This is a genomic window from Microbulbifer yueqingensis, from assembly GCF_900100355.1.
Taxonomy (GTDB): domain Bacteria; phylum Pseudomonadota; class Gammaproteobacteria; order Pseudomonadales; family Cellvibrionaceae; genus Microbulbifer; species Microbulbifer yueqingensis.
Genome location: NZ_FNFH01000002.1, coordinates 421,589 through 444,542, shown reverse-complemented (window position 1 = coordinate 444,542; position 22,954 = coordinate 421,589). Strand labels below are relative to the sequence as shown.

Below are 22,954 nucleotides of genomic sequence, written 5' to 3'. Positions count from 1 at the left end.
TCAGAAGAAACTATGCCCGAAATACTTCTCGGCCACCGTGTTGATGAACACCAACAGGAGGATCAACGGGATAAAGGTACCCAGGGAGAAGTTCACGTATTTCTGGGAGAGGCTGCCGGCAAAACCGCTGTCGCCTTCCTGCAGCTCGCGGTCGAAATTGGCCCGCTTCCATTTGTAGATCACAAACAGGCATACCAGCAGGCCATTCAGCGGCAGGATCGTAGAATAGAAGATCAGCTCGACCAGATCAAAGAATGACTTGTTCTCGCCGGCGACCTGCATGAACTCGGTCAGCCAGCCGGCCATGCCGAAGGACATGGCGCAGGCCACGGCCAGTACCAGCTGGATGGCGCCGATGCTGTAGATGGCCTTCTTGCGCTCCATGCCGCGCTCGTCACAGAGGGTGGCCACCGGTACTTCGATGATGGAAACCAGTGAGGTGACGGCCGCCACCAGCACCAGGAAGAAGAACACCGCGGCGAAGGCGCTGGCCCCGACATAGCCGACGTTGTCCTGCAGGGCCAGGAAGATCTTCGGCAGGAACAGGAAGATCATGCCCGCGGAGGAGTCGCTCAGCTCGGTGGGGTCGATCTGCGGGTTGAAGTGGAAGATGGTGGGCAGGATCAGCAGGCCCGCGGTAAAGGCCACCATCGTGTCGGTAAGCGCCACCACCTTGGCGGAGCCGGCGATGGAATCGCGCTTCTTCATATAGGAGCCGTAGGTGATCATGATGCCCATGCCCAGAGACAGGGAGAAGAAGGCCTGGGCCATGGCATTGTTCACCACTTCGGCGTTGAGCTTGCTGAAGTCGGGAATCAGGTAGTACTTGACCCCCAGCATGGCGTTTTCCTGGGTCAACACGAAGATCACCAGCCCCAGCAGCATGACGAACAGCATCGGCATCAGCGTCTTTGCCGCCCGTTCGATGCCGTCCTTGACCCCCAGGGCGAGGATGCCGTTGATGATCAGCATCATCAGCACCAGGTAGAGGAAGACGATCGGCGAATTGATGAACTGGCCAAAGTAGTCGCCCCCGGCCAGCAGGTCCAGGTTGCCGGTAAGCGTGGCAATGAGGTAACCCAGTACCCAGACGGTGACCACCAGGTAAAAGACGGCGATCATGAACGGGGTGATCAGGGCGAACCAGCCCGGAATCCGCCACAGGTGTGAGCCGCCCGACAGCTGGCGGTAGGCGCCCACCGGGTCCTTGTCACTTTTGCGGCCGAGCGCCAGCTCGGCCATCATAACCGGCAGGCAGATGAGGAATACAAACAGGGCGTAAACCAGCAGGAAGGCCCCCCCGCCGCTCTTGGTGGCAGCCACCGGGAAGGCGACCAGGTTTCCGATACCGACTGCTGACCCCGCCGCGGCGAGGATAAAACCCAGTCGCGACCCGAAATGCTCTCTTGCTGCGGACATATAACTCTCGCTTGCCTGTTATTCTTGTCTTCTCGGGATCGGGCCACGGGGTTCGCGGCCCCGGGCCAGATAAAGCTGCGATTGTTGCAGGAATTGGGCGGCTTGAGTAGCGTCGGCTGGCAAAATTGCCCCTCGATTGCGCGGAAATGGCAATTCCACCGGCAGTATTGGAAAGATTGGAAAGCATGGCAGAGATAGAGCGCAGTGCACTGGTGATGTTCAGTGCGGAGCAGATGTTTGACCTGGTGAACGATGTCGAGCGTTACCCGGAGTTTCTTCCCGGTTGCAAGGGTGCACAAGTTTTGTACAGTGACGAGGAGACCATGGAGGCCCGGCTGGAGCTGTCGCGCGCGGGGCTTCACCAGAGCTTCACTACCCGCAACAAGCTTGAGCGCCCCACGCGGATGACGCTGGAACTGGTGGACGGTCCTTTCGAGCACTTCTCGGGGCTCTGGCATTTTACGCCGCTCGCCCACGATGCGTGCAAGGTGAGCTTCAGCCTGTCCTTCAGCCTGCGCAACCGGTTGATCGCGGCAGCTGTGGGCAAGCTTTTCAGCGAGCTGGCCAACCAGATGGTGCGGGTGATGAGTGAGCGCGCCGAGCACATTTACGGGGAAACGCGATGAGTGATAGCAAGACCATTGCCGTGGAGGTGGTGTACGCACTGCCACACGAACAGCGGCTGGTGAGCCTGCTGGTGAAGCCGGGCACGACGGCGGCCGAGGCCCTGGTCCGCTCCGGCCTGCCGGAGGAGTACCCGGAGATTGACCCTGCTAGCGCGCGGCTGGGAATCTTCGGGCAGGCACTGGGTACCAAGGGGCTGGCGCCGGCAGAGCAGTATGAACTGAAGCCGGGAGACCGGGTGGAAGTCTACCGCCCGCTGATTGCCGATCCCAAGGAGGCCCGCAAACAGAGGGCGGAGAAGGCGCGGCGCAAGGCGCAGGAGGCCAAGGGCGCAGGGTGAGCGGCAGTCGCCACCCCCTGCGGCAGCCTAGCGCGGCCAGCTTGCCGGTTGCCAGTCACCACTGGTCGCGATCAGTATGTCGCCATTGAAGAAGACGGAAAGGCGCTTCTGGGTGACTTCGCCATCGGGCTCACGCACCCGGTTGACGTAGTCCCAGCGGTCGGCATTGAAGGTGTCCTCGAGCAGGGGGGTGCCCAGCACGAAGCGCACCTGGCGCCGGGTCATACCCGGCTGCAGCTGGTCTACCATCTCCTGCGTGATGATGTTGCCCTGCTGGACCTTGATCTTGTGCACACCGGGGAACTGGAACAGGCTGCAGGCACTGATCAGTGCGCACAGGCTGGCGATGGCTAGGACTTTTACGGCTTTTGGCATTCAATGCTCCATTGTTCTGTCGGTGCTGCGGGAACCGCGGGCAGTGGCCGATGGGGCTCATGCGCTTTCCGGTTAAGGATAGGCGCCCCCGGGCGGCGAAAGTTCCCGTTCCGGGGCGGTTGCAGGCCGATTACCGGCCAGGTCCGCTGTGCCTTTCCCTCGACCCGGATTGGCCCCGGGGTTCCGCTATCTACGCTCGGCGTGGATAATACCGCAAGAGTTGGCGAGCTGACAGACACTGCGGTGCCCGCGTGGCGCACCGGCAGGCAAGTCGCTGCATCGCCTGGACCACGAGAATCATCCCGGGAAACTGATCCATGTCGAATGAAAACCAGGAACTGCGCAAGGCCGGCCTAAAAGTGACGCTGCCGAGAGTGAAGATTCTGCAGCTGCTTGAGGGGGCCAGCGAGCAGCACCTGAGCGCAGAGGATGTGTATAAAATGCTGCTGGAGGCAGGCGAAGATGTGGGCCTGGCGACCGTATACCGTGTGTTGACCCAGTTCGAGAGTGCCGGCCTGGTGATGCGCCACAATTTTGACGGCGGCCACTCGGTGTTCGAGCTGGACCGCGGCGACCACCACGACCATATGGTCTGCACCGACACGGGCGAGGTGGTCGAATTCCACAATGCGGAGATCGAGCGGCTGCAGCAGCAGATTGCCGAGGAGCACGGCTACGAGCTAACCGGCCACAGCCTGGTGCTGTATGTGAAGAAGAAGGAATCCTAGCCGTCTAGCCCTTACGGCGCGCCGGGCCGCATTCGCGGCCCGCATGCGGCCAGTCCGCTTTGCACCCGGCGACAATCATGCCGGCGGCGTGTACAGCTCGGGAAACTTGCCCACCTTTTCGGCATAGAAGTCGCGGAACCGTGCCAGCTCGGCCGCCAGGTTGTCACCCATCTCGAATACAGGGCCGAACCCCACTTCCTTCCTGGCGAAATCGATGAACCCGCATACCACGGGCACATTCGCCCCGCGGGCGATGTGGTAAAAACCAGTCTTCCAGCGTTCCGCGCGGCCGCGCGTCCCCTCCGGCGGCACTGCCACGATGAGTGACGATGCCTTGTTGAACTGGTCGATCGTTGCCTCGACCAGGTTGTTGGCCTTGCTGCGGTCGACCGCGATACCGCCGAACCAGCGCATGACGCCCCCGAGCGGAAAGCGGAAGAGCTTGTCCTTGCCCATCCACTGCGGCACCACGCCGACCTTCAGCGCGGTCAGGATGAAGTAATAGCCGTCCCAGTTAGTGGTATGGGGGGCGCACAGCAGGACATATTTCTTCAGCTCGAGCGCTGACTGGTCGACGACCACCCGCCAGCCGTGGAGCTTCAGCAGCAGCTTGGCCACCTGGCGGAGGATGGGGGTTACGATCGGGGTGTTGAAAATCGTTCTCTGCATGAATTCAGCCGGATTGATGTTTGGCGCGGCATTATAGTGTCGCTATTGCCGCCAATCCCGGTTAATTGCGGATTTTTCAGTACCAATTCCGTCTCGCCGGTCACGCGCGCTCGAGCATCTCACCGGCATGAGCCAGCGACTGGGCGGTGGTCTCCCCGCCCAGCATGCGCGCAATCTCCTCCCGGCGCTCGTCGCCCTTGAGCTCCCGCAGGGACACAAACGCCGAGTCGCCGTCGCTGTGCTTCTTCACCAGGTACTGGCGGTGGGCGCGCGCCGCCACCTGGGCCAGGTGGGTTACGCAGATGACCTGGCCGGTGCGGCCGTTGCGCCCCTCGCCGAGCTGTCGCAGCAGGCGTCCCACCACGTCGCCGGTTGCGCCGCCGATGCCCACGTCCACTTCGTCGAAGACCAGGGTGGGAGTACGCGAGGTCTTGGCGGTGACCACCTGGATCGCCAGGCTGACCCGCGACAGCTCGCCTCCGGAGGCGATCTTGCCGAGCGGGCGCGCCGGCTGGCCGGGGTTGGTGGCGATCAGTATCTCCACTTCCTCGAGGCCTGTCGCCGCCGGTTTTTCCTGTTCCTGCAGGGCGAGTTCGACCCGGGCGTGGGGCATGGCCAGTTCCGCCAGCTGGGCGTTGACCGCCGCCGCCAGTTTTTCCGCGGCGCCGGCGCGCAGCTCGCCCAGTTTTCCGGCCGTGGCGCGGTAGACCCGCTCAAGTTTTTCGCACTCATCGGCCAGCCGGTCCAGGGCGTCCGGGGCGCCTATTTCTTCCAGCTCGGCCTGCAGCTGCTGCTGTAGGTCTGGCAGCTCCGGAGGCTGGACCCGGTGTTTGCGCGCGGCCTGGTATATGGCGCTGAGCCGCTCTTCTACTTCTGCCAGGCGCTCGGGGTCCATCTCGAAGCGGTCGATATGGCGCGACAGGGTGCCCGCTGCCTCATCCACCTGGATGCGTGCGCTGTCGAGCATCTGCGCCACCTCGGCCAGGTCCTGCGACTGTTCGGGCATTGCGGTGAGCAGTTGCAGTGCCCGGTGCAGTTGCTCGGCGATATCGCCCTCACCGCCGCTCAGCATGGCCGCCAGCTGGTAACTGCCACTGAGGATCTCGCCGGCATTGGCCAGCTGGCGCTGTTCGCTCTCGAGATCCTCTATCTCGCCCGGCTGCAGGTTGAGCTGTTCCAGTTCCTCGAGCTGGTACTGGAGCAGCTGGCGCCGCGCCTCCGTCTCCTCGGCGCTGTCGGCGAGGGCCCGGTAACGGCGGTACTGGTCCTGCCAGGCCTTGTAGTGGATGCGGGTCTCCGCCGCCAGCTCGCCGGCGCCGGCAAACTCATCCAGCAGGCGCCGGTGGGTCTCCCTCTTCAGCAGGGACTGGTGTTCGTGCTGGCTGTGGATATCGATGAGCTGCTCGCCCAGGGCCCGGAGCTGCAGCAGGGTCACCGGCTGCCCGTTGATGTAGGCGCGGGAACGGCCGTCGGCGCTGATGGTGCGTCGGAGGATCACTTCCCGCCCGGTATCCAGCTCCTGCTCCTCGAGCCACGCGGTGGCCTCCGCGTGATCGGCGATATCGAAGGTAGCGTGGATGTCCGCGCGCTTGGCTCCGGCTCGCACCAGTTCCGCGTTGCCGCGGTCGCCGAGCGCGAGGCCAAGGGCATCCAGGGTGATGGACTTGCCGGCTCCGGTCTCGCCGGTCAGGGTGCTGGTGCCGGCGCCGAACTCCAGTTCCAGCTGGTCCACCAGGGTGAATTGGCTGATAGACAGGTGCAGCAACATAGGAAAACGTTTCTGGCTGATTTGTTATCTGTGTATTTATACAGTAATTGGTGGCGTGTCGCTACCGTTGGGGGATCACACTACAGTGCGCGGGGTGGGCATTGCACGCTTCCAGGGCCACCGGGCTCGCGGGTGGCCGGACGCCGGGGCGCTCCCAAGGCAGGGATTACGGAATAACCCCTTGAACTACAGGGGCACGGCCCCATATACGTCTGCACCGCCCGCAGGGCGGACAGAAAATTAACCAACTGACAGTCGACGCGACGGAGAGAGCAGTGGCCAGAGAGCGCAGCGAAGAAGAGCAGTTTGAAGAGGGGGCGCCGCATCCTGAAGCGCTGACCGCTGAAGAGGCGGCGGCCGGGGAAGAGCGTGTGGGAGCCGAGGTAGAGGAGCCCACTCCCGAGGAGCAGCACCAGGCAGAGGAGGCCCTGCACGCGGAGGCCGAGAGCGCCGAGGCGCTGCAGGAAGAGATCCTGGGCCTGCAGGAGCAGCTGGCCATCCAGAAGGACCTGGCCATGCGGGCCCAGGCCGACGCCCAGAATGCCCGCCGCCGCGCCCAGCAGGACGTGGAGCGGGCCCACAAGTACGGCCAGGAGAAGCTGCTGCAGGACTTCCTGCCGGTGGTGGATAACCTGGAGCGGGCACTCTCCAGCATCGATGCCGACGACGAGGCCAACAAGGCAATCGTCGAGGGGATCGAACTCACCCTCAAGTCATTCACGGACACCCTGGCCAAGCATTCGGTGGAAGTGGTCGACCCCAGCGGTGAGCCCTTCGATCCCGAGCGGCACCAGGCGATGACCCAGGTCCCCAACGGTGATGTGGAGCCCAACACCGTGCTGGACGTATTCCAGAAGGGTTATCTCCTGAACGGGCGCCTGCTGCGCCCGGCAATGGTGGTGGTGAGCAAGGCTCCCTGAACGGGACCGGTAGTGAAACCGGCGCGGCCAGCCTTGAAAACGCGTGACCGGCACCAATATAGCTGACAACTGAATTAGAACTTGCGCTCCTCCCCCGGGTGGGGCGAGACGCGAATAAAGTGAGGAACATACTGATGGGAAAAATTATCGGCATCGACCTGGGTACCACCAACAGCTGTGTGGCGGTCCTGGACGGCGAGAAGGCACGTGTGATCGAAAATGCTGAGGGTGATCGCACCACCCCGTCGATCGTCGCGTTCACCGATGACAACGAGATCCTGGTGGGGCAGTCCGCCAAGCGCCAGGCGGTGACCAACCCGCAGAACACCCTGTACGCGGTGAAGCGCCTCATCGGTCGCAAATTCAAGGATGACGTGGTGCAGAAGGACATCAAGATGGTGCCCTACAGCATCGTCGAGGCCGACAATGGCGATGCCTGGGTAGAGGTGAAGGGCGACAAGAAAGCGCCGCCGCAGATCTCTGCCGAAGTACTGAAGAAGATGAAGAAGACCGCCGAGGACTTCCTCGGTGAGAAGGTCGAGGCCGCGGTGATCACCGTGCCGGCCTACTTCAACGACTCCCAGCGCCAGGCCACCAAGGATGCCGGCCGCATCGCCGGCCTGGACGTGAAGCGTATCATCAACGAGCCCACCGCGGCCGCGCTGGCCTACGGCCTGGACAAGAAGGGCGGCGACCGCACCGTGGCGGTCTATGACCTGGGCGGCGGTACCTTCGATATCTCCATCATCGAGATTGCCGACGTAGACGGCGAGAAGCAGTTCGAGGTGCTGTCCACCAACGGCGATACCTTCCTCGGTGGTGAGGATTTCGACCTGCGCCTGATCGACTACCTGGCCGAGCAGTTCAAGAAGGACCAGGGTATCGACCTCAAGGGCGACCCGCTGGCCATGCAGCGCCTGAAGGAGGCCGCGGAGAAGGCCAAGATCGAGCTTTCCTCCAGCCAGCAGACCGAGGTGAACCTGCCCTACATCACCGCAGACGCCACTGGTCCGAAGCACCTGGTCGTGAAGCTGACCCGCGCCAAGCTCGAGAGCCTGGTGGAGGAGCTGGTCAACCGCTCCCTGGAGCCGGTGAAAATCGCCCTGCAGGATGCCGACCTGTCCGCATCCGGCGTCGACGAGGTGATCCTGGTGGGCGGCCAGACCCGCATGCCGCTGGTGCAGCAGAAGGTTACCGACTTCTTCGGCAAGGAGCCGCGCAAGGACGTCAACCCGGACGAGGCCGTGGCCATGGGTGCTGCCATCCAGGGTGCGGTACTGGCCGGCGATGTGAAGGACGTCCTGCTGCTGGACGTGACCCCGCTGACCCTGGGTATCGAAACCATGGGTGGTGTGGCCACGCCGCTGATCGACAAGAACACGACTATCCCGACCAAGAAGTCGCAGGTATTCTCCACAGCGGAGGACAACCAGACAGCGGTAACCATTCACGTGGTGCAGGGCGAGCGCAAGCAGGCAGCCCAGAACAAGTCGCTGGGCCGCTTCGACCTGGCTGACATCCCGCCGTCTCCGCGTGGTGTGCCGCAAATCGAGGTGACCTTTGATATCGACGCCAATGGTATCCTGCACGTCCACGCCAAGGACAAGGCCACCGGCAAGGAGCAGTCCATCGTGATCAAGGCCTCTTCGGGCCTGTCCGAGGAAGAGATCGACAAGATGGTGCAGGACGCCGAGGCCAATGCCGAGGCTGACAAGCAGTTCGAGGAGCTGGTGACCACCCGAAATACCCTCGACGGCATGATCTCGGCCACCAGGAAGACACTGGAGGAAGCCGGCGACAAGGCGACCGAGGAAGAGAAGTCCGCGATCGAGGCGGCGCTCTCTGAAGCCGAGGAAGCGGTCAAGGGCAACGACAAGGACGCCATGGAAGCGGCCACCAACAAGCTGACCGAGGCCTCCGGCCCGCTGGCGCAGAAGATGTACGCCGAGCAGGCCCAGGCGGCCCAGGGTGCGGAAGGCGCTGCCGGCGCCGAGCAGGGTGGCCAGCAGTCCGGCGGTGACGACGCAGTGGACGCCGAGTTCGAGGAAGTTAAGGACGACAAGAAAGAGGACAAGTAAGCCCTCCTGAGTAGGGGCGGCCGGCGGCCGCCCCTGCAACGATCAATTACCGGGGCGCGGCGGCAATTCAGGGGAACTGGCCGCCGCGCCCCAGTCAGTTAACACAGAACACATTTTTTATGTCGAAGCGCGATTATTACGAAGTCCTCGGTGTGGCCAGGGATGCCTCGGAAAAAGACCTGAAAAAGGCCTATCGCCGGGTAGCCATGAAGTACCACCCGGACCGGAATCCCGACGACAAGGAAGCCGAGAACAAGTTCAAGGAGGCCAACGAGGCCTACGAAGTCCTGTCAGATCCGCAGAAGAAGGCGGCTTACGACCAGTTTGGCCACGCAGGTGTGGAAGGCCAGATGGGTGGCGGCGCCGGCGCGGGCGGCTTCGGTGGCTTCTCCGATATCTTCGGCGATGTGTTCGGCGATATTTTCGGTGGTGGCGGCGGTCGCCGGGGCGGGCCCCAGCGCGGCGCTGACCTGCGCTATGACCTGGAGCTGGACCTGGAAGAAGCTGTGCGCGGCACCACGGTGAAGATCCGCGTCCCGACCCTGACCAGCTGTGACACCTGTGACGGCTCCGGCGCCAAGCCCGGCTCGCAGCCGCAGACCTGCGGTACCTGTGGTGGCATCGGCCAGGTGCGCATGCAGCAGGGATTCTTCTCGGTACAGCAGACCTGCCCCAACTGTCGCGGCCGCGGCACCATCATCAGCGATCCCTGCGGCAGCTGCCACGGCGCCGGGCGGGTCGAGGAGACCAAGACCCTGTCGGTAAAAGTGCCGCCGGGTGTCGATACCGGCGACCGCATCCGCCTGTCCGGCGAGGGCGAGGCCGGCCCCGAGGGCGGTCCGCCCGGGGACCTCTATGTGCAGGTGGTGGTGAAGGAGCACGAGCTGTTCCAGCGCGACGGCAAGAACCTCTATTGCGAGGTGCCGATCAGCTTTGCCACCGCCGCCCTCGGCGGTGAAATGGAGGTTCCCACGCTCGATGGCAAGGTCAAACTGAAAATCCCGGCCGAGAGCCAGACCGGCAAGCTGTTCCGCCTGCGCGGCAAGGGCGTGACGCCGGTGCGCGGCGGTGCGCCGGGCGACCTATTGTGCCGTGTGGTGGTGGAGACCCCGGTCAACCTGACCAGCAAGCAGAAGGAATTGCTGGAGGAGTTCGCCGGCACGCTGAGCGAGAAAAAGAACTCCCCGCGCCAGACAGGCTGGTTTGAGGGAGTGAAGAGCTTCTTCGGCGATATGAAGCTGTAACAGCTTTCCCTGGCCGGCTCCTCCCGGAGCCGGCGGTACCGAAAGAGGCGGCCCCCCCCGGGCCGCTTTTTTTGTGCCGTGAATTTACGAACAGCGCGCGAGGAGGGGCACCTGGCATGATTTCCGGACACTGACGGGAGTTTTGCCGCTGGTATAAACTGTCGCATCTACGCCGGCTCCCGGGCCGGGATGGTGGGGATGCAGAGGGTTGGCATCCTGCGTAGTAATTCATGAGAAGGGAATCACAAAAATGAAAAAGGTATTAAAAATCTTCGCCTGGGGAATGCTGGGCATCGTCGTGGTCACGGGGGGCTTCGCTCTTTATCTCTACCAGACCAATGACTTCGTCAGGGCGGTGGTGGAAAACGATGAGTCCCGGTTATTTTATTTCCCGGTGACAGAGATGCGTGGAATGGACTCCACGCGGCACGAGGAGATTCCGCTGCAGGTGGCCGATGGTGTCACTATCTACAGTTATTTCTTCCAGCCACCAACCGACAGCGCAAAGGCGACTATTTTTTTCCTGCACGGCTCGGGTGGCAACGTCAGTCTCTATCTGCCTGCAATTCGCCCGCTTGTGGAAGGCGGCTTCCAGGTGTACGCGCTGGACTGGCGGGGGTTCGGCAAGTCCGGCGGCAAGCCGACGCACACCAATGTGCTAAATGACAGCAAGACTGCGTTCGCGAATATGCTCTCACGGGAGGACGTGCAGTCGAAGCCGGTGGTTGTGTTCGGCCAGTCACTCGGCGGCCAGGTGGCTGTGCGGCTGACGAAAGATCTTGAAGAGCAGGTGGCGGCTCTGGTACTCGATGGCAGCGTGGCTTCTTTCCCCACTGTGGCTGCTGACAATGCGCCCGTGGACTTCTTGCGCCAGCGCGCGGAGAGCCATCCGGAGGAGTTCCACCAGCCCTACATCGCCGCTGAGGACATTCGCGAGATCAGTGCGACGCCGAAGCTGATTATCCAGAGTAGCGATGACTCGAATGTGCGGCCCGAGCGCGGGCAAACCCTGTTTGCTAATGCCCGCGAACCCAAGGCTTTCTGGCAGACCGAGGGTCGCCATATTCACACGCTGATGAATTACCCGCACGAGGCGGTCCAGAGGATCGAGCGTCTGCTGAACTGGCACTGATTATTGCCCCTGCCGGGTGCGGGGAGGCGGCGTTCAGCCGGCGTGGTCAGCGCAATGGATACAGCGGGTGAGGGTGGGGTCTGTCTCCAGCCGGGCGCGCTCTATCTCGCGGTCGCAGACAAAACAGTAGCCGAAGTCGCCGCTGTCGATTCGCCGCAGCGCGCCCTCGATCGCCCGCTGCAGGTGCTGGCGGCGCCGGTCCGAGTCCAGGGCTATCTGCTGCGCCTGGAGCGCCTCGATGCGCGACAGGCGGCCGACGCTGGACTGGTCCAGTTCCACGGTCTGGCTGCCGCGCCGCGCGGTGTCCTCCAGTGACACCAGTTCCTCGCCCAGCTGCAGCAGCCTGCGCCGGAATGCACCCAGTTCTGCATCGTTCATGAAACCGGTCCTTTTTTGTTGTTATAAATGGCAATACTACTACAGCAATCCCATGGGGCCGGGGTAGAATCCGCGACTTTTACGCCGCGGCCGGGAAAGGAGGAGAGATGGCAGTCAAGGTAGCAGTGACGGGATTCGCCGGACGAATGGGGCGCGCGCTGGCCGAGGCGCTGGCACAGTCGGGGCAGGCTGACCTGGCGGCAGCAATCGTGCGGCCCGGCTCGAGCCTGGTGGGTGCGGATGCCGGCGAGGTGACCGGCACGGGGCGCCTTGGGCTGGCGGTCGTGGACAGCCTGGATGCCGCAGAGTTTGATGTGCTGATCGACTTCTCCGCCCCTGCGGCCACCCTGGCCAATACGGAATACTGTGCCCGACACGGCAAGCCGATTGTCATCGGTACCACCGGCTTTACGCCGGAAGACAAGGAGGCATTGCTCGCCAATGCCGCGCGGGTGCCGCTCTGCCTGGCGAGCAATTTCTCCACTGGCGTGAACCTCTGCTTCAACCTGCTGGAGACTGCGGCGCGGGTGATGGGGCAGGAAGCGGATATCGAAATCGTCGAGGCCCACCACCGGCACAAGGTGGATGCGCCCTCAGGTACTGCCCTCAGCATGGGTGAAGTGGTGGCCGAGACCCTGGGGCGCGACCTGGCGCAGGTGGCGGTATATGGCCGCGAGGGCCAGACCGGCGCCCGCGAGCGGGACACCATCGGCTTCGCTACCGTGCGCGGCGGGGATGTGGTGGGCGAGCACAGCGTGATGTTCCTGGCCGACGGCGAGCGGGTGGAGATCAGTCACCGGGCCAGCAGCCGCCTTTCCTTTGCCCGGGGCGCGCTGCGCGCGGCCCTGTGGCTGCTGGGCGAAGATCAACAAGGCGACCGGGAGCCCGGTCACTATGACATGCGCGATGTACTGGGGCTGAAAGTCAGTTAACCTGCACGCGATGGCAGCTGATAGGAGTTGACGTTGGAAAAGAAAATAATCGTCGGCAGCGAGGAATGGTGCAGCTTCCCGGCCCTCGGCATCCCCGCGATCAAGGCACGGGTGGATTCCGGGGCCAAGACTTCGAGCCTGCACGCATATAACATCCAGACCTTCAAGCGCGACGGGGAGCCGTGGGTGAGCTTCGAGGCGCACCCGCTGCAGCACCAGCGGCGGCCGTCCGTGCGCTGCGAGGCGAGGATACTCGACAAGCGCACGGTGCGGAGTTCCTCCGGTGATTCGGAAAAACGCCCGGTAATCCGTACGTCGCTCTCCATCGGCGGCAGTGTCTGGGATATCGAGCTGACCCTTACCAACCGCGACACCATGGGCTACCGCATGTTGCTCGGCCGTGAGGCGATGATGGGCAAGATGATGGTGGACCCGGCGGAAAGCTTCTGCCTCGGCGAGATGCGCCCGAGCGAGCTGGAGGAGTACTACCGCGACGAGCACCACATGGCCGGCACCGGCCTGCGCATTGGTGTGCTGGCTTCCAACCCGGACCTGTACAGCAACCAGCGCATTATGGAGGCGGGTGCCGAGCGCGGCCACCGCATGAGCTTCCTGGATATTCGCCAGTGCTACATGAAACTGGATCCCAGTGAGCCCGAGGTCCACTACCGCGATGGGCGCATTCTCAACAACCTCGATGCGGTGATCCCCCGGATCCGCCCCAGCCAGACTTTCTATGGCTGCGCGCTGACGCGCCACTTTGAAAGCCTGGGTGTTTTTGCCCTGAACGGCTCCGGCGCCATCAGCCAGTCCCGTGACAAGCTGTTTTCCCTGCAGCTGCTGCAACAGGCAGGCCTGAACATCCCCACCTCCGGCTTTGCCAACTCGCCAGTGGACACCAACGAGCTGATCGAGATGGTTGGCGGGGCGCCCCTGATCGTCAAGCTACTCGAGGGCACCCAGGGTCGCGGCGTAGTCCTGGCGGAGACACGCAAGGCGGGCGAGTCGGTGATCAATGCCTTCAAGTCCCTGAAGGCCAACCTGCTGGTGCAGGAGTTTATCCGCGAGGCCCAGGGCAAGGACCTGCGCCTGTTTGTGATCGACAACCGGGTGGTGGCGTCCATCCAGCGTGAGGCTGCCCCGGGCGAGTTCCGCGCCAATATCCACCAGGGCGGTACGGCATCGGTGGTCAAGGTGACGGCGGAAGAGAAGCGTCTCGCGGTCAAGGCGGCGAAGACGCTGGGGCTGAAGGTCGCAGGGGTGGATATTATCCGTTCCAAGAAGGGGCCCCTGCTGCTCGAGGTCAATTCCTCGCCTGGCCTCGAGGGTATCGAAAGCGCCACCCGCAAGGACATCGCCGGCTCGATGATCATTTCCATTGAAAAGGCCCTTAAGTGGCGCCCCGTGACCCCCGTCAATGGGGGTGAGAGCAGCGACGGCAGCGCCACCGACTGATATCCGCAACTGCCGCCCTTATCGGCAGCCCCTCGCCTGGCAGCGGTCTCGTCCCGCTGCTTTGGCGAAGCCCTTACCGCGAGACTAACCTTTGGCAGAGAGGCGTCCCCCTACAGACTCGCGGGTCGCCATCTGCCGGGCGCCGAAGGTTGCCCGGGCGACTGATTTACCGGGTCTCGCGAGTGGGCATGAAAACACACGCCGGATATCTTTACCGCAGCCTGGCGGTCCAGGGCATAGGGCACCTCCTTCTGCTGCTAGTGCTGCAGATGTTGCTGTCGGCTCCGGCGGCAGGAGCAGGTGGCAGCACCAGGCTGTCGGACTCGGAAGCCGGGCGGCGCCTGATGGTCAACTACATCGTGCATTTCGCCCACCACCTGCAATGGCCGATTGAGGTGTTCAATGGCACCGGCGCACCTTTCCGCATCTGCGTGATGGGTGCAGAAGCGCTGACAGAGCCGCTCACCGGGCAGCTGAAGTACCATCGTGTCGATGGGCGTGCGGTGGAGGTGCGTGAGTTGGCGCCGGACGAGAAGCTGGAAGCGCGCCGTTGCCAGATTCTGGTTTTGGGCCCGATCGCACCGGCCCAGTTCCGGGACCTCACGCTGGCGCTGGAGTACTTCTCGGTATTGACCGTGAGTGATGTCGAGGGCTTTACCACCGCCGGGGGCATGATAGGCTTCACGGGCTTTGGTGCCGGGGTTTCCGTAAGCCTGAACAAGACGGCGCTCGACCATTCGGACCTGAAGATAGGTAACAGCCTGTTCCGGTTGACCAAGGGGCGGCGCTAGGGCCGGGCCAGGGTGTGTGGCGCATTTTTGTACTGGCGTTGCGGCGTTTTTTGGCGTAGAATCTGCGCCCGGTTTGGGCATGTCATGCGCTTGATGCGCCATTATATTGGCAGACCCGTCAATGCCGGCGGCCAACTAAGCAGTAACGCCGGCCACAGTGTGAGAGCCGCGCGTGAAGAAATGCAAAAAGCGAGATGAAGCAGGTGTTTCATCTCGCTTTTTTATAGGGGCTCCAGGTAACGCCCCTACCATGGGCGGTGCTGCTGCACCGGAGTCCGTAAGGGGTCCGGTTCAAGCCGGAGCAGTACCAGCGCGCCTCATGTCTAATCCCGCCCGGAAGCAGTTCTGAAGATTGGAGATCAAGTTGAGTAAAACTGTCCCCACGCCCGGCCACCAGATGCCCAGCACCCTGATGGAGAGTACGACGCCAGCCCTGCTGATACTGGCGGACGGCAGCGAATTTCACGGTCGCGCCATTGGCGCCCACGGGAGCGCGGTAGGCGAGGTGGTGTTCAATACCTCCATGACCGGTTACCAGGAAATCCTGACCGATCCATCCTACGCCCGCCAGATAGTCACCCTGACCTATCCGCATATCGGTAATACCGGCACCAATGCCGAGGATGAGGAGGCCGGGGAAATCTGGGCTACCGGCCTGGTAATCCGCGACCTGCCGCTGCTGGCCAGCAGCTTCCGCAAGGAGCAGTCGCTGGATGACTACCTGCGGGAGCGCAATGTTGTGGGCATCGCCGATATCGACACGCGCCGCCTGACCCGCTTGCTGCGGGACAAGGGTGCACAGAACGGCTGTATCGTCGCCGGTGACAATATCGACCGCGATGCGGCCCTGGCCAAGGCGCGGGAGTTCGCCGGGCTGAAGGGCATGGACCTCGCCAAGGTGGTGTCCACCAAAGAGGCGTATCCGTTTAATGAGGGCACCTGGGAACTGGGGCAGGGACACAAGCCGGCGCCGGCAGCGCAGCCCTACAAAGTGGTGGCGTACGACTACGGGGTAAAGCGCAACATCCTGCGCATGCTGGTGGATCGCGGCTGCGAGCTGACCGTGGTGCCAGCTCAGACCCCGGCTTCCGAAGTGCTGGCAATGAAGCCCGACGGCGTGTTCCTGTCCAACGGGCCCGGCGACCCCGAGCCCTGTGATTACGCCATCAAGGCCATCCGGGAGATTCTGGATGCGGAGATCCCTACCTACGGTATCTGCCTCGGTCATCAGCTGCTGGGCCTCGCCGTGGGCGCCAGGTCCGAGAAAATGAAATTCGGCCACCACGGCGGCAACCACCCGGTCAAGTGCCTGCAGAGCGGCAAGGTCATGATTTCTGCCCAGAACCACGGTTTTGCCATCGATGGTGAGACACTGCCGGAAAATGTGGAAATCACCCATGTGTCCCTGTTCGACAATACCAACCAGGGTATTCGCCTGACCGACAAGCCGGCGTTCAGTTTCCAGGGACACCCGGAAGCCAGTCCCGGCCCCCACGACGTGGCGCCCCTGTTCGACCAGTTTGTCGAGCTGATGGAGGCGCGCCGCCAGGCGCAATGAGCGGCGCGGCAGAGGCCGCTTGCGGGACGGGTGCACACTGCACTGACTGAATTTTGAATTGACCACCACCGGTACAGGCCGGTGCGAGACGGAAGAAAGATGCCAAAACGCACAGATATCAAAAGCATTCTGATTATTGGCGCCGGCCCGATCGTGATCGGCCAGGCCTGTGAGTTCGACTACTCCGGGGCCCAGGCCTGCAAGGCGCTGCGCGAAGAGGGTTACCGGGTTATCCTGGTAAATTCCAATCCCGCCACCATCATGACCGACCCGGCCATGGCGGATGCCACCTATATCGAGCCGGTGGAGTGGCGCAACGTGGCCAAGATCATCGAGGAAGAGCGCCCCGATGCCATCCTCCCGACCATGGGCGGCCAGACCGCGCTGAACTGTGCCCTGGCGCTGGACAAGCACGGCGTGCTGGAAAAGTTCGGCGTGGAGCTGATCGGCGCGGACAAGGAGGCCATCGAGAAGGCAGAGGATCGCGACCTGTTCGACAAGGCAATGCGCTCTATCGGCCTGGAGACCCCGCGGGCGAAAATCGTCCACTCCATGGAAGAGGCGATGCATGTGCCGGAGGAGTTCGGCTTCCCGGTGATTATCCGCCCGTCCTTTACCATGGGCGGTTCCGGTGGCGGTGTGGCCTACAACTGGCCGGAATTCGAGGAAATCTGCAAGCGTGGCCTGGACCTGTCGCCCACCAACGAGCTGCTTATCGATGAATCGCTGCTCGGCTGGAAAGAGTACGAGATGGAGGTTGTCCGCGACAAGAACGACAACTGCATCATCGTGTGCTCGATCGAGAACTTCGACCCGATGGGAGTGCATACCGGCGACTCAATCACCGTGGCGCCGGCGCAGACACTGACCGACAAGGAATACCAGCTGATGCGCAACGCCTCGCTGGCGGTGCTGCGTGAAATCGGTGTGGAAACCGGTGGCTCCAATGTCCAGTTTGGTGTGTGCCCCGAAACCGGGCGGATGGTGATTATCGAGATGAACCCGCGGGTTTCCCGCTCGTCTGCCCTGGCCTCCAAGGCCACCGGTTTCCCCATCGCCAAGGTAGCCGCCAAGCTGGCCGTGGGCTACACCCTCGACGAGCTGCAGAACGAGATTACCGGCGGTGCCACCCCGGCCTCTTTCGAGCCCAGCATCGACTACGTGGTTACCAAGATTCCGCGCTTCACCTTCGAGAAGTTCGGTGAGGCCGATGCTCGCCTGACCACGCAGATGAAATCTGTCGGCGAAGTGATGGCCATCGGCCGCACCTTCCAGGAGTCCATGCAGAAGGCGCTGCGCGGCCTGGAAGTGGGTAGCTTCGGCCTCGAGAGCAAGATTGATCCCGAAGAGGAGGGAGCCCAGGAGCGCCTGCGCCGGGAACTTTCCGTGCCGGGTGCCGAGCGTATCTGGTATGTGGCCGACGCCTTCCGCATGGGTATGAGTATGGAGGAGGTCTACGAGCTCTCCGCCATCGATCCCTGGTTCCTGGTACAGATCGAGGAGCTGGTGCGGATCGAGGAGCCGCTAAAGTCGCTGCCCACCTCGGCCCTGACCACGGACTACATGCGTTTCCTCAAGCGCAAGGGTTTCTCCGACATGCGCCTGGCCCAACTGCTGGGTGTGAGCCAGAGAACCGTGCGCGAATTCCGCCACAAGCTGGGCGTATTCCCCTCCTACAAGCGCGTGGATACCTGCGCGGCCGAGTTTGCCACCTCCACCGCCTACATGTACTCCACCTACGATGAGGAGTGCGAGGCGAACCCGTCTGACCGCAAGAAGATCATGGTACTCGGGGGCGGGCCGAACCGAATCGGCCAGGGCATCGAGTTCGATTACTGCTGCGTGCACGCGGCACTGGCGATGCGCGAGGACGGTTACGAGACCATTATGGTCAACTGTAACCCCGAGACCGTTTCCACCGATTACGACACCTCCGACCGGCTGTACTTCGAGCCGGTGACCCTGGAGGATGTGCTGGAAATCGTGGCCAAGGAGAAGCCGGAAGGCGTGATCGTCCAGTTCGGCGGCCAGACCCCGCTGAAGCTCGCCCGCTACCTGGCCGCGGAAGGCGTGCCGATCATCGGTACCACACCTGAGCAGATCGACCGGGCCGAGGACCGCGAGCGCTTCCAGCAGATGATCATGCGCCTGGGCCTCAAGCAGCCGGAGAACGCCATCGTGCGCTCGGTTTCCGAAGCGGTGCAGGCAGCAAGGGACGTCGGTTACCCGCTGGTTGTGCGCCCGTCATACGTCCTGGGCGGTCGCGCCATGGAAATCGTCTACAAGGAAGACGAGCTGCTCCGGTACATGAAAGAGGCCGTGCAGGTCTCTGAAGATTCGCCGGTGTTGCTGGACAACTTCCTCAATGCCGCCATCGAGGTGGACATCGACGCGGTTTCCGATGGCAAAGACGTTGTCATCGGCGGCATCATGCAGCATATCGAGCAGTGTGGCGTGCACTCCGGTGACTCCGCCTGTTCCCTGCCGCCCTACAGCCTGCCAGCGGAGGTCCAGGACGAGATGCGCGAGCAGGTCAAGGCCATGGCGCGTGAGCTGGGCGTGGTTGGCCTGATGAATACACAGCTGGCCTGGCAGGACAATGAGATTTACGTGATCGAGGTCAACCCGCGCGCTTCCCGCACCGTGCCGTTCGTGTCCAAGTGCATCGGCACTTCCCTGGCCAAGGTTGCGGCCCGCTGCCAGGCCGGCATCAGCCTGGCGGAGCAGGGCTTTACTGAAGAGATCGTGCCGGACTACTTCTCGGTGAAGGAATCGGTGTTCCCGTTCAACAAGTTCCCGAAAGTGGACCCGATCCTGGGACCGGAAATGAAATCCACCGGTGAGGTGATGGGTGTGGGAACCACCTTTGCCGAGGCGTTCGGCAAGGGACTGCTCGCCGCCGGCGACACCCTGCCGGAATCCGGCAAGGTATTCATCTCGGTGCGCGACTTCGACAAGGACGCCGCGGTCAGTGTGGCGCGCGACCTCGCGGGCCTCGGCTTCGAGCTGGTTGCCTCTCGCGGCACCGCCAGGGTGTTGCAGGAAAACGATATTCCCGTTACAACCGTCAACAAGATGAGCGAAGGGCGCCCGCACATCGTCGATATGATCAAGAACGACGAGATTGCGCTGGTGGTCAATACCACCGAGGGGCGCCAGGCCATTCGCGATTCCGCCGACATCCGCCGCAGCGCCGAGAACCACCAGGTGTGTTACACCACGACCCTGGCGGCCGCCAAGGCCATGGCCCTGGCCATGCAGCTGGGTGAGCCGCTCAAGGTGCGTCGCCTGCAGGACCTGCACAAGCAGGTTGCGAAGCTGTCGGAATAGGAAGTTGCCGGAATAACAGGTCGATTGCGGGAGCCTCCTGGCAACAGTCGTGCTCCCGCCAACCAAGGGTAAATAGCTTGCCGGGCCCGCGCTAGCGTGCGGTTCCCGGCTTTGTCGTAATAATAATGGGAGGTCCCACCTTGAACCGGGTACCAATGACCGTAGAGGGCGCCGAGGCCCTGCGTGCCGAGCTGGAAAATCTGAAGAAAGTCGAGCGCCCTGCCGTGGTGCAGGCGATTGCCGAGGCCCGTGAGCACGGTGACCTGAAGGAGAATGCCGAGTACCACGCAGCGCGGGAAAAGCAGGGATTCATCGAGGGCCGGATCCAGGAAATCGAATCCAAGCTTTCCTATGCCCAGGTAATCGATGTTAAATCCATCGAGCCCAGTGGCAAGGTGATCTTCGGCACCACGGTGACCATCATTCATATGGAAACCGATGAAGAGGTTACGTACAAGATTGTCGGCGATGACGAGGCGGATGTGAAGCAGCGCAAGATATCCGTCAATTCACCGATTGCGCGCTCCCTGATTGGCAAGGAGGTCGGCGATGTGGTGGAGGTGCGCACTCCCTCTGGTTCGGTGGAGTACGAGATCGAGGCCGTCGAGCACATTTGATGTCCAGACCGGAAAAAATAAAAAGGGCGGCCACTGGGCCGCCCTTTTTATTTGGGAGGTCGCGCTCCTTACTGGAAGACCACGGCGTTGTTGAATGCGCCGATCTGGGTGACAAACGCGGTTTCGTTCAGTCCGAACTGGCCGACCAGTGCATTGTTGCCGAGCCCGGTCTGTGAAGTAACCGCCAGGTGGCCTACACCGATCTGACCGACGTATACGTCGTTGGCGATACCTACCTGCCTTTCGAAGGCGGCGTTATTGAAGCCTGCCTGGGAGATATCCGCCTCGTTGGCGAGGCCGTTCTGCGCGATGGTGGCGTCGTTACCGATACCGAACTGACGGGTATCGGCGTCGTTGAGGATTCCGTTCTGGGTCATGCTGGAAGTGTGCGCGAAACCAGACTGTAGCGCGTCAGCATTGTTCAGGATTCCATTCTGGTTGATCACCGCGCTATTGCCAAAGCTGAACACCTGAACCACAGAAGCACTGTTCAGCAGGCCGGACTGGTTGATCATTGCGCTGTTGCCCGCACCCAGTACCTGGAAGGTGGTAGCGCTGTTCAGTACGCCGTTCTGCATATGCATGGAGGTACTTCCCAGCTGCAGGGATTGCACCGTGAGTGAGTTGTTCAGCAGGCCGTTCTGCACGCTATTGGCAGAGTTGCCGATGCCGAACGTCTGCAACGCCACGGCGTTGTTCAGCGCGCCACTCTGTACCTGATTGATAGAGCTGCCAAGCTGCACAGACTGGGTGGCCGAGGCGTTGTTAAGCACCCCGCTCTGTGTCTGGTTAATAGTGTTGTTGATGGTCAACGGGCCCGTCTGGTTGGCTGACGCATTGTTGCCGAAACCATTCTGGTTCTGGGTGGTGGTGTTACCTGCTGCGAGCGCAGTTCCGCTGATTGCAAACAGCAGGGCGGCGGCGATCGGGGTTAACGTCTTCATGAGTTTCTCCATTACTACATTGAACTACTGACGTTTGGAAATTCCGGCATCTGCAATGCCGGCAGAAATGGCACTCAGATTAGTACCATATAGGGCGCAGCCGCTGGCTATCCCTTTCCTTTGCGGAGGCGGGCCTGGGCTGGATGTCTGGCTTGCGATGGGCGTGATACCGCGGGGAGATCGCGGTATGGGAAATGCAACGCGATGATTCGTAGAAATCGTGATTCATTGGTAGTACTGCTCGTTTCTTCAATGAATGATCGATGTTTGATCGCTGGTGTATAAAGTCTTGTCCTTCGTATCGCGCTCCGCCATAGGAGAGAAGTGCGGATTCCACCGGGAATAAAGTTTGAGTTTCGGTTAATTCAGGCGACAGACGGAAAATCGTGTCATTTTTTTCGCGGCCTTTTACATTCCCCCGCCATGCCCGATATCCCCACTATTCCCGCACTCCACGGCGAGCACCCCGAAAAACACTTGCACGTAGATCACTCCCTAAAGGGACACGGTACGGAATAAACCTGGCCCGGCAGGGGCTCGGGTGTGTGCTGGTGCCGGCATCCGTTGTCAGCCGGTCAGGACTGCCTGGGAACACTGTCGCACCCGGCTGCAGGGAAAGGGGATTTCTGGCAGAGCCCGCGGCCTGGCATGGGCCGCGGGTAAATGGGAAGGGCTACTGTACAACGATCGCCGTATTGCCGCTGCCAGCCTGGGTTACGATTGCCGTCTCGGAATTGCCGCCCTGGATGACCAGTGCCTCGTTCAGCGCGCCAGCCTGGCTGACAATGGCCTGGTGGCCGGAGCCTGACTGGATGATGTCGGCCATGTTGTAATAGCCGGCCTGGCTGATGCTCGCGTTGTTATACCAGCCCGACTGTAAAATATTGGCATCGTTGCCAAAGCCCGCCTGGTAAATGTCCGCCGCGTTGAAGCCATCGCTCTGGGTGACGGTCGCCCGGTTGTAGATGCCGTCCTGGGTGACGCCAGCATAGTGGCCGGTACCACTCTGGAGGATGTACGCTTCGTTATCCGCCCCGGACTGGGTGATATATGCCTCGGACCCGTAGCTGGTGTACTGCCCGATGTAGGCGCCGTGAACGTAACCACTCTGCTCGATTACGGCGATGTTACCCTGGCCGAGATACTGGTGGATTTCAGCTTCGTTGTTGACGCCTTCCTGCCTGATGATCGCGGTACTGCCCTGGGTGGAAACCTGCCAGGTCGAGGCATTGTTGAACACGCCGGACTGGTAGATGGTAGCAGTGTTGCCCGAGCCATCCATCTGCAAGGAATAGGCTTCGTTCAGTTCACCTTCCTGGACCTGGTAAATATTGCTATCGACCTCGTTCCGCTGGATCGCCTCGGCATTGTTCATATTGCCGGACTGCATTTGGTCGATTGTATTGCCCGAGGCTGCGGCATCCTGCTGATCCGCAGTGCCGGTGTTGTTGGTACCGTTCTGGGTCAGGATAGCGGTGTTGTTCTCCGCCAGGACAAGGCCGCTAGCGATACAGAGCGTCGCTGCGGCGATTGGGGTCAGTGCTTTCACTGTTAGCTCCTTTACTTCTTAACCTCAAAGGATCTCTTCGTGGAGATTCGTACCCGCCTTCTGGCCTTGTGAGCCATATAAAGAGCTAGCCTTTCAACTGCAG

At 62.1% G+C, this 22,954-nt stretch carries 20 protein-coding genes and 1 pseudogene; 14 read left to right on the top strand and 7 right to left on the bottom strand.

The window, feature by feature from the left end; all coding sequences use genetic code 11:
* On the bottom strand, positions 1 to 1,419 hold the full coding sequence (locus BLT26_RS05740; protein WP_091510011.1) for a sodium-dependent transporter: 1,419 nt from the start codon (positions 1,417 to 1,419) through the stop codon (positions 1 to 3).
* A gap of 185 nt (positions 1,420 to 1,604) precedes the next feature.
* On the opposite strand from BLT26_RS05740, the gene BLT26_RS05735 reads away from it, so the two are divergent.
* Positions 1,605 to 2,045 (top strand): type II toxin-antitoxin system RatA family toxin, encoded by a 441-nt coding sequence (locus BLT26_RS05735; protein ID WP_091510008.1) that lies wholly within the window; start codon positions 1,605 to 1,607, stop codon positions 2,043 to 2,045.
* On the top strand, positions 2,042 to 2,383 hold the full coding sequence (locus BLT26_RS05730; protein WP_091510004.1) for an RnfH family protein: 342 nt from the start codon (positions 2,042 to 2,044) through the stop codon (positions 2,381 to 2,383). Before BLT26_RS05735 ends, BLT26_RS05730 begins: the two co-directional genes overlap by 4 nt.
* A 27-nt stretch (positions 2,384 to 2,410) precedes the next feature.
* Here the strand turns inward: BLT26_RS05730 and BLT26_RS05725 are convergent, their stop codons facing one another.
* Positions 2,411 to 2,758, bottom strand: coding sequence for an outer membrane protein assembly factor BamE (locus BLT26_RS05725; protein ID WP_091510000.1), 348 nt, complete (start codon positions 2,756 to 2,758; stop codon positions 2,411 to 2,413).
* 317 nt (positions 2,759 to 3,075) lie between these two features.
* Between BLT26_RS05725 and fur the strand changes: the two genes are divergently transcribed.
* Entirely contained in the window at positions 3,076 to 3,486 is a 411-nt protein-coding gene (gene fur, locus BLT26_RS05720) for a ferric iron uptake transcriptional regulator (protein ID WP_091509997.1), read from the top strand.
* Between the two features lie 75 nt (positions 3,487 to 3,561).
* Here fur and BLT26_RS05715 read toward each other — a convergent pair whose 3' ends face one another.
* Entirely contained in the window at positions 3,562 to 4,155 is a 594-nt protein-coding gene (locus tag BLT26_RS05715) for a 1-acyl-sn-glycerol-3-phosphate acyltransferase (RefSeq protein ID WP_091509993.1), read from the bottom strand.
* A gap of 100 nt (positions 4,156 to 4,255) precedes the next feature.
* A complete protein-coding gene (gene recN, locus BLT26_RS05710) occupies positions 4,256 to 5,923 on the bottom strand; it encodes a DNA repair protein RecN (RefSeq protein ID WP_091509989.1) in 1,668 nt (555 codons plus the stop codon).
* A gap of 275 nt (positions 5,924 to 6,198) precedes the next feature.
* Between recN and grpE the strand changes: the two genes are divergently transcribed.
* From grpE to BLT26_RS05690, 4 genes are all read left to right on the top strand, one after another.
* Complete coding sequence (gene grpE / locus BLT26_RS05705) at positions 6,199 to 6,843, top strand: nucleotide exchange factor GrpE (RefSeq protein WP_091509986.1); 645 nt, start codon at positions 6,199 to 6,201, stop codon at positions 6,841 to 6,843.
* A 134-nt stretch (positions 6,844 to 6,977) separates the two neighbouring features.
* Positions 6,978 to 8,921: a molecular chaperone DnaK gene (dnaK, locus tag BLT26_RS05700; protein ID WP_091509982.1), complete on the top strand. Its 1,944-nt coding sequence runs from the start codon at positions 6,978 to 6,980 to the stop codon at positions 8,919 to 8,921.
* A gap of 119 nt (positions 8,922 to 9,040) precedes the next feature.
* Positions 9,041 to 10,165, top strand: a complete 1,125-nt coding sequence (gene dnaJ / locus BLT26_RS05695) for a molecular chaperone DnaJ (RefSeq protein ID WP_091509979.1) — start codon at positions 9,041 to 9,043, stop codon at positions 10,163 to 10,165.
* Positions 10,166 to 10,415: 250 nt separating this feature from the next.
* Entirely contained in the window at positions 10,416 to 11,297 is an 882-nt protein-coding gene (locus BLT26_RS05690; protein WP_091509975.1) for an alpha/beta hydrolase, read from the top strand.
* 33 nt (positions 11,298 to 11,330) lie between these two features.
* On the opposite strand, the gene BLT26_RS05685 is transcribed toward BLT26_RS05690, so the two are convergent.
* A complete protein-coding gene (locus BLT26_RS05685; protein ID WP_091509972.1) occupies positions 11,331 to 11,675 on the bottom strand; it encodes a TraR/DksA family transcriptional regulator in 345 nt (114 codons plus the stop codon).
* A 107-nt stretch (positions 11,676 to 11,782) separates the two neighbouring features.
* Here BLT26_RS05685 and dapB point away from each other — a divergent pair, with 107 nt between their 5' ends.
* The 7 genes and pseudogenes from dapB to greA all read left to right on the top strand — a co-directional run bounded on the left by dapB (position 11,783) and on the right by greA (position 20,358).
* Complete coding sequence (gene dapB / locus BLT26_RS05680; protein ID WP_091509967.1) at positions 11,783 to 12,607, top strand: 4-hydroxy-tetrahydrodipicolinate reductase; 825 nt, start codon at positions 11,783 to 11,785, stop codon at positions 12,605 to 12,607.
* Positions 12,608 to 12,634: 27 nt separating this feature from the next.
* Positions 12,635 to 13,042, top strand: a pseudogene (locus BLT26_RS16600) (ATP-dependent zinc protease family protein); the annotation flags it as partial.
* 84 nt (positions 13,043 to 13,126) lie between these two features.
* Complete coding sequence (gene rimK / locus BLT26_RS05675) at positions 13,127 to 14,062, top strand: 30S ribosomal protein S6--L-glutamate ligase (protein ID WP_245720634.1); 936 nt, start codon at positions 13,127 to 13,129, stop codon at positions 14,060 to 14,062.
* 188 nt (positions 14,063 to 14,250) lie between these two features.
* Positions 14,251 to 14,853, top strand: a complete 603-nt coding sequence (locus BLT26_RS05670) for a YfiR family protein (RefSeq protein ID WP_245720606.1) — start codon at positions 14,251 to 14,253, stop codon at positions 14,851 to 14,853.
* A 397-nt stretch (positions 14,854 to 15,250) separates the two neighbouring features.
* Positions 15,251 to 16,411, top strand: a complete 1,161-nt coding sequence (gene carA / locus BLT26_RS05665) for a glutamine-hydrolyzing carbamoyl-phosphate synthase small subunit (protein ID WP_091511029.1) — start codon at positions 15,251 to 15,253, stop codon at positions 16,409 to 16,411.
* Between the two features lie 99 nt (positions 16,412 to 16,510).
* On the top strand, positions 16,511 to 19,741 hold the full coding sequence (gene carB, locus BLT26_RS05660) for a carbamoyl-phosphate synthase large subunit (protein ID WP_091509959.1): 3,231 nt from the start codon (positions 16,511 to 16,513) through the stop codon (positions 19,739 to 19,741).
* A 140-nt stretch (positions 19,742 to 19,881) separates the two neighbouring features.
* The gene (greA, locus tag BLT26_RS05655; RefSeq protein ID WP_091509954.1) at positions 19,882 to 20,358 is read left to right on the top strand and encodes a transcription elongation factor GreA; all 477 of its coding nucleotides are present in this window, start codon (positions 19,882 to 19,884) and stop codon (positions 20,356 to 20,358) included.
* Positions 20,359 to 20,426: 68 nt separating this feature from the next.
* On the opposite strand, the gene BLT26_RS05650 is transcribed toward greA, so the two are convergent.
* Both BLT26_RS05650 and BLT26_RS05645 read right to left on the bottom strand, forming a co-directional pair.
* The gene (locus BLT26_RS05650; RefSeq protein ID WP_175453034.1) at positions 20,427 to 21,302 is read right to left on the bottom strand and encodes a hypothetical protein; all 876 of its coding nucleotides are present in this window, start codon (positions 21,300 to 21,302) and stop codon (positions 20,427 to 20,429) included.
* A gap of 673 nt (positions 21,303 to 21,975) precedes the next feature.
* Complete coding sequence (locus BLT26_RS05645; RefSeq protein ID WP_091509947.1) at positions 21,976 to 22,851, bottom strand: hypothetical protein; 876 nt, start codon at positions 22,849 to 22,851, stop codon at positions 21,976 to 21,978.
* Positions 22,852 to 22,954: the final 103 nt, after the last annotated feature.

What these genes read in the sequence shown, in the direction of transcription:
- BLT26_RS05740 (WP_091510011.1), bottom strand. Translation starts at nt 1,419, where the DNA reads ATGTCCGCAGCAAGAGAGCATTTCGGGTCGCGACTGGGTTTTATCCTC.
- BLT26_RS05735 (WP_091510008.1), top strand. Translation starts at nt 1,605, where the DNA reads ATGGCAGAGATAGAGCGCAGTGCACTGGTGATGTTCAGTGCGGAGCAG.
- BLT26_RS05730 (WP_091510004.1), top strand. Translation starts at nt 2,042, where the DNA reads ATGAGTGATAGCAAGACCATTGCCGTGGAGGTGGTGTACGCACTGCCA.
- BLT26_RS05725 (WP_091510000.1), bottom strand. Translation starts at nt 2,758, where the DNA reads ATGCCAAAAGCCGTAAAAGTCCTAGCCATCGCCAGCCTGTGCGCACTG.
- fur (WP_091509997.1), top strand. Translation starts at nt 3,076, where the DNA reads ATGTCGAATGAAAACCAGGAACTGCGCAAGGCCGGCCTAAAAGTGACG.
- BLT26_RS05715 (WP_091509993.1), bottom strand. Translation starts at nt 4,155, where the DNA reads ATGCAGAGAACGATTTTCAACACCCCGATCGTAACCCCCATCCTCCGC.
- recN (WP_091509989.1), bottom strand. Translation starts at nt 5,923, where the DNA reads ATGTTGCTGCACCTGTCTATCAGCCAATTCACCCTGGTGGACCAGCTG.
- dnaK (WP_091509982.1), top strand. Translation starts at nt 6,978, where the DNA reads ATGGGAAAAATTATCGGCATCGACCTGGGTACCACCAACAGCTGTGTG.
- dnaJ (WP_091509979.1), top strand. Translation starts at nt 9,041, where the DNA reads ATGTCGAAGCGCGATTATTACGAAGTCCTCGGTGTGGCCAGGGATGCC.
- BLT26_RS05690 (WP_091509975.1), top strand. Translation starts at nt 10,416, where the DNA reads ATGAAAAAGGTATTAAAAATCTTCGCCTGGGGAATGCTGGGCATCGTC.
- BLT26_RS05685 (WP_091509972.1), bottom strand. Translation starts at nt 11,675, where the DNA reads ATGAACGATGCAGAACTGGGTGCATTCCGGCGCAGGCTGCTGCAGCTG.
- dapB (WP_091509967.1), top strand. Translation starts at nt 11,783, where the DNA reads ATGGCAGTCAAGGTAGCAGTGACGGGATTCGCCGGACGAATGGGGCGC.
- BLT26_RS05670 (WP_245720606.1), top strand. Translation starts at nt 14,251, where the DNA reads ATGAAAACACACGCCGGATATCTTTACCGCAGCCTGGCGGTCCAGGGC.
- carA (WP_091511029.1), top strand. Translation starts at nt 15,251, where the DNA reads ATGCCCAGCACCCTGATGGAGAGTACGACGCCAGCCCTGCTGATACTG.
- carB (WP_091509959.1), top strand. Translation starts at nt 16,511, where the DNA reads ATGCCAAAACGCACAGATATCAAAAGCATTCTGATTATTGGCGCCGGC.
- BLT26_RS05650 (WP_175453034.1), bottom strand. Translation starts at nt 21,302, where the DNA reads ATGAAGACGTTAACCCCGATCGCCGCCGCCCTGCTGTTTGCAATCAGC.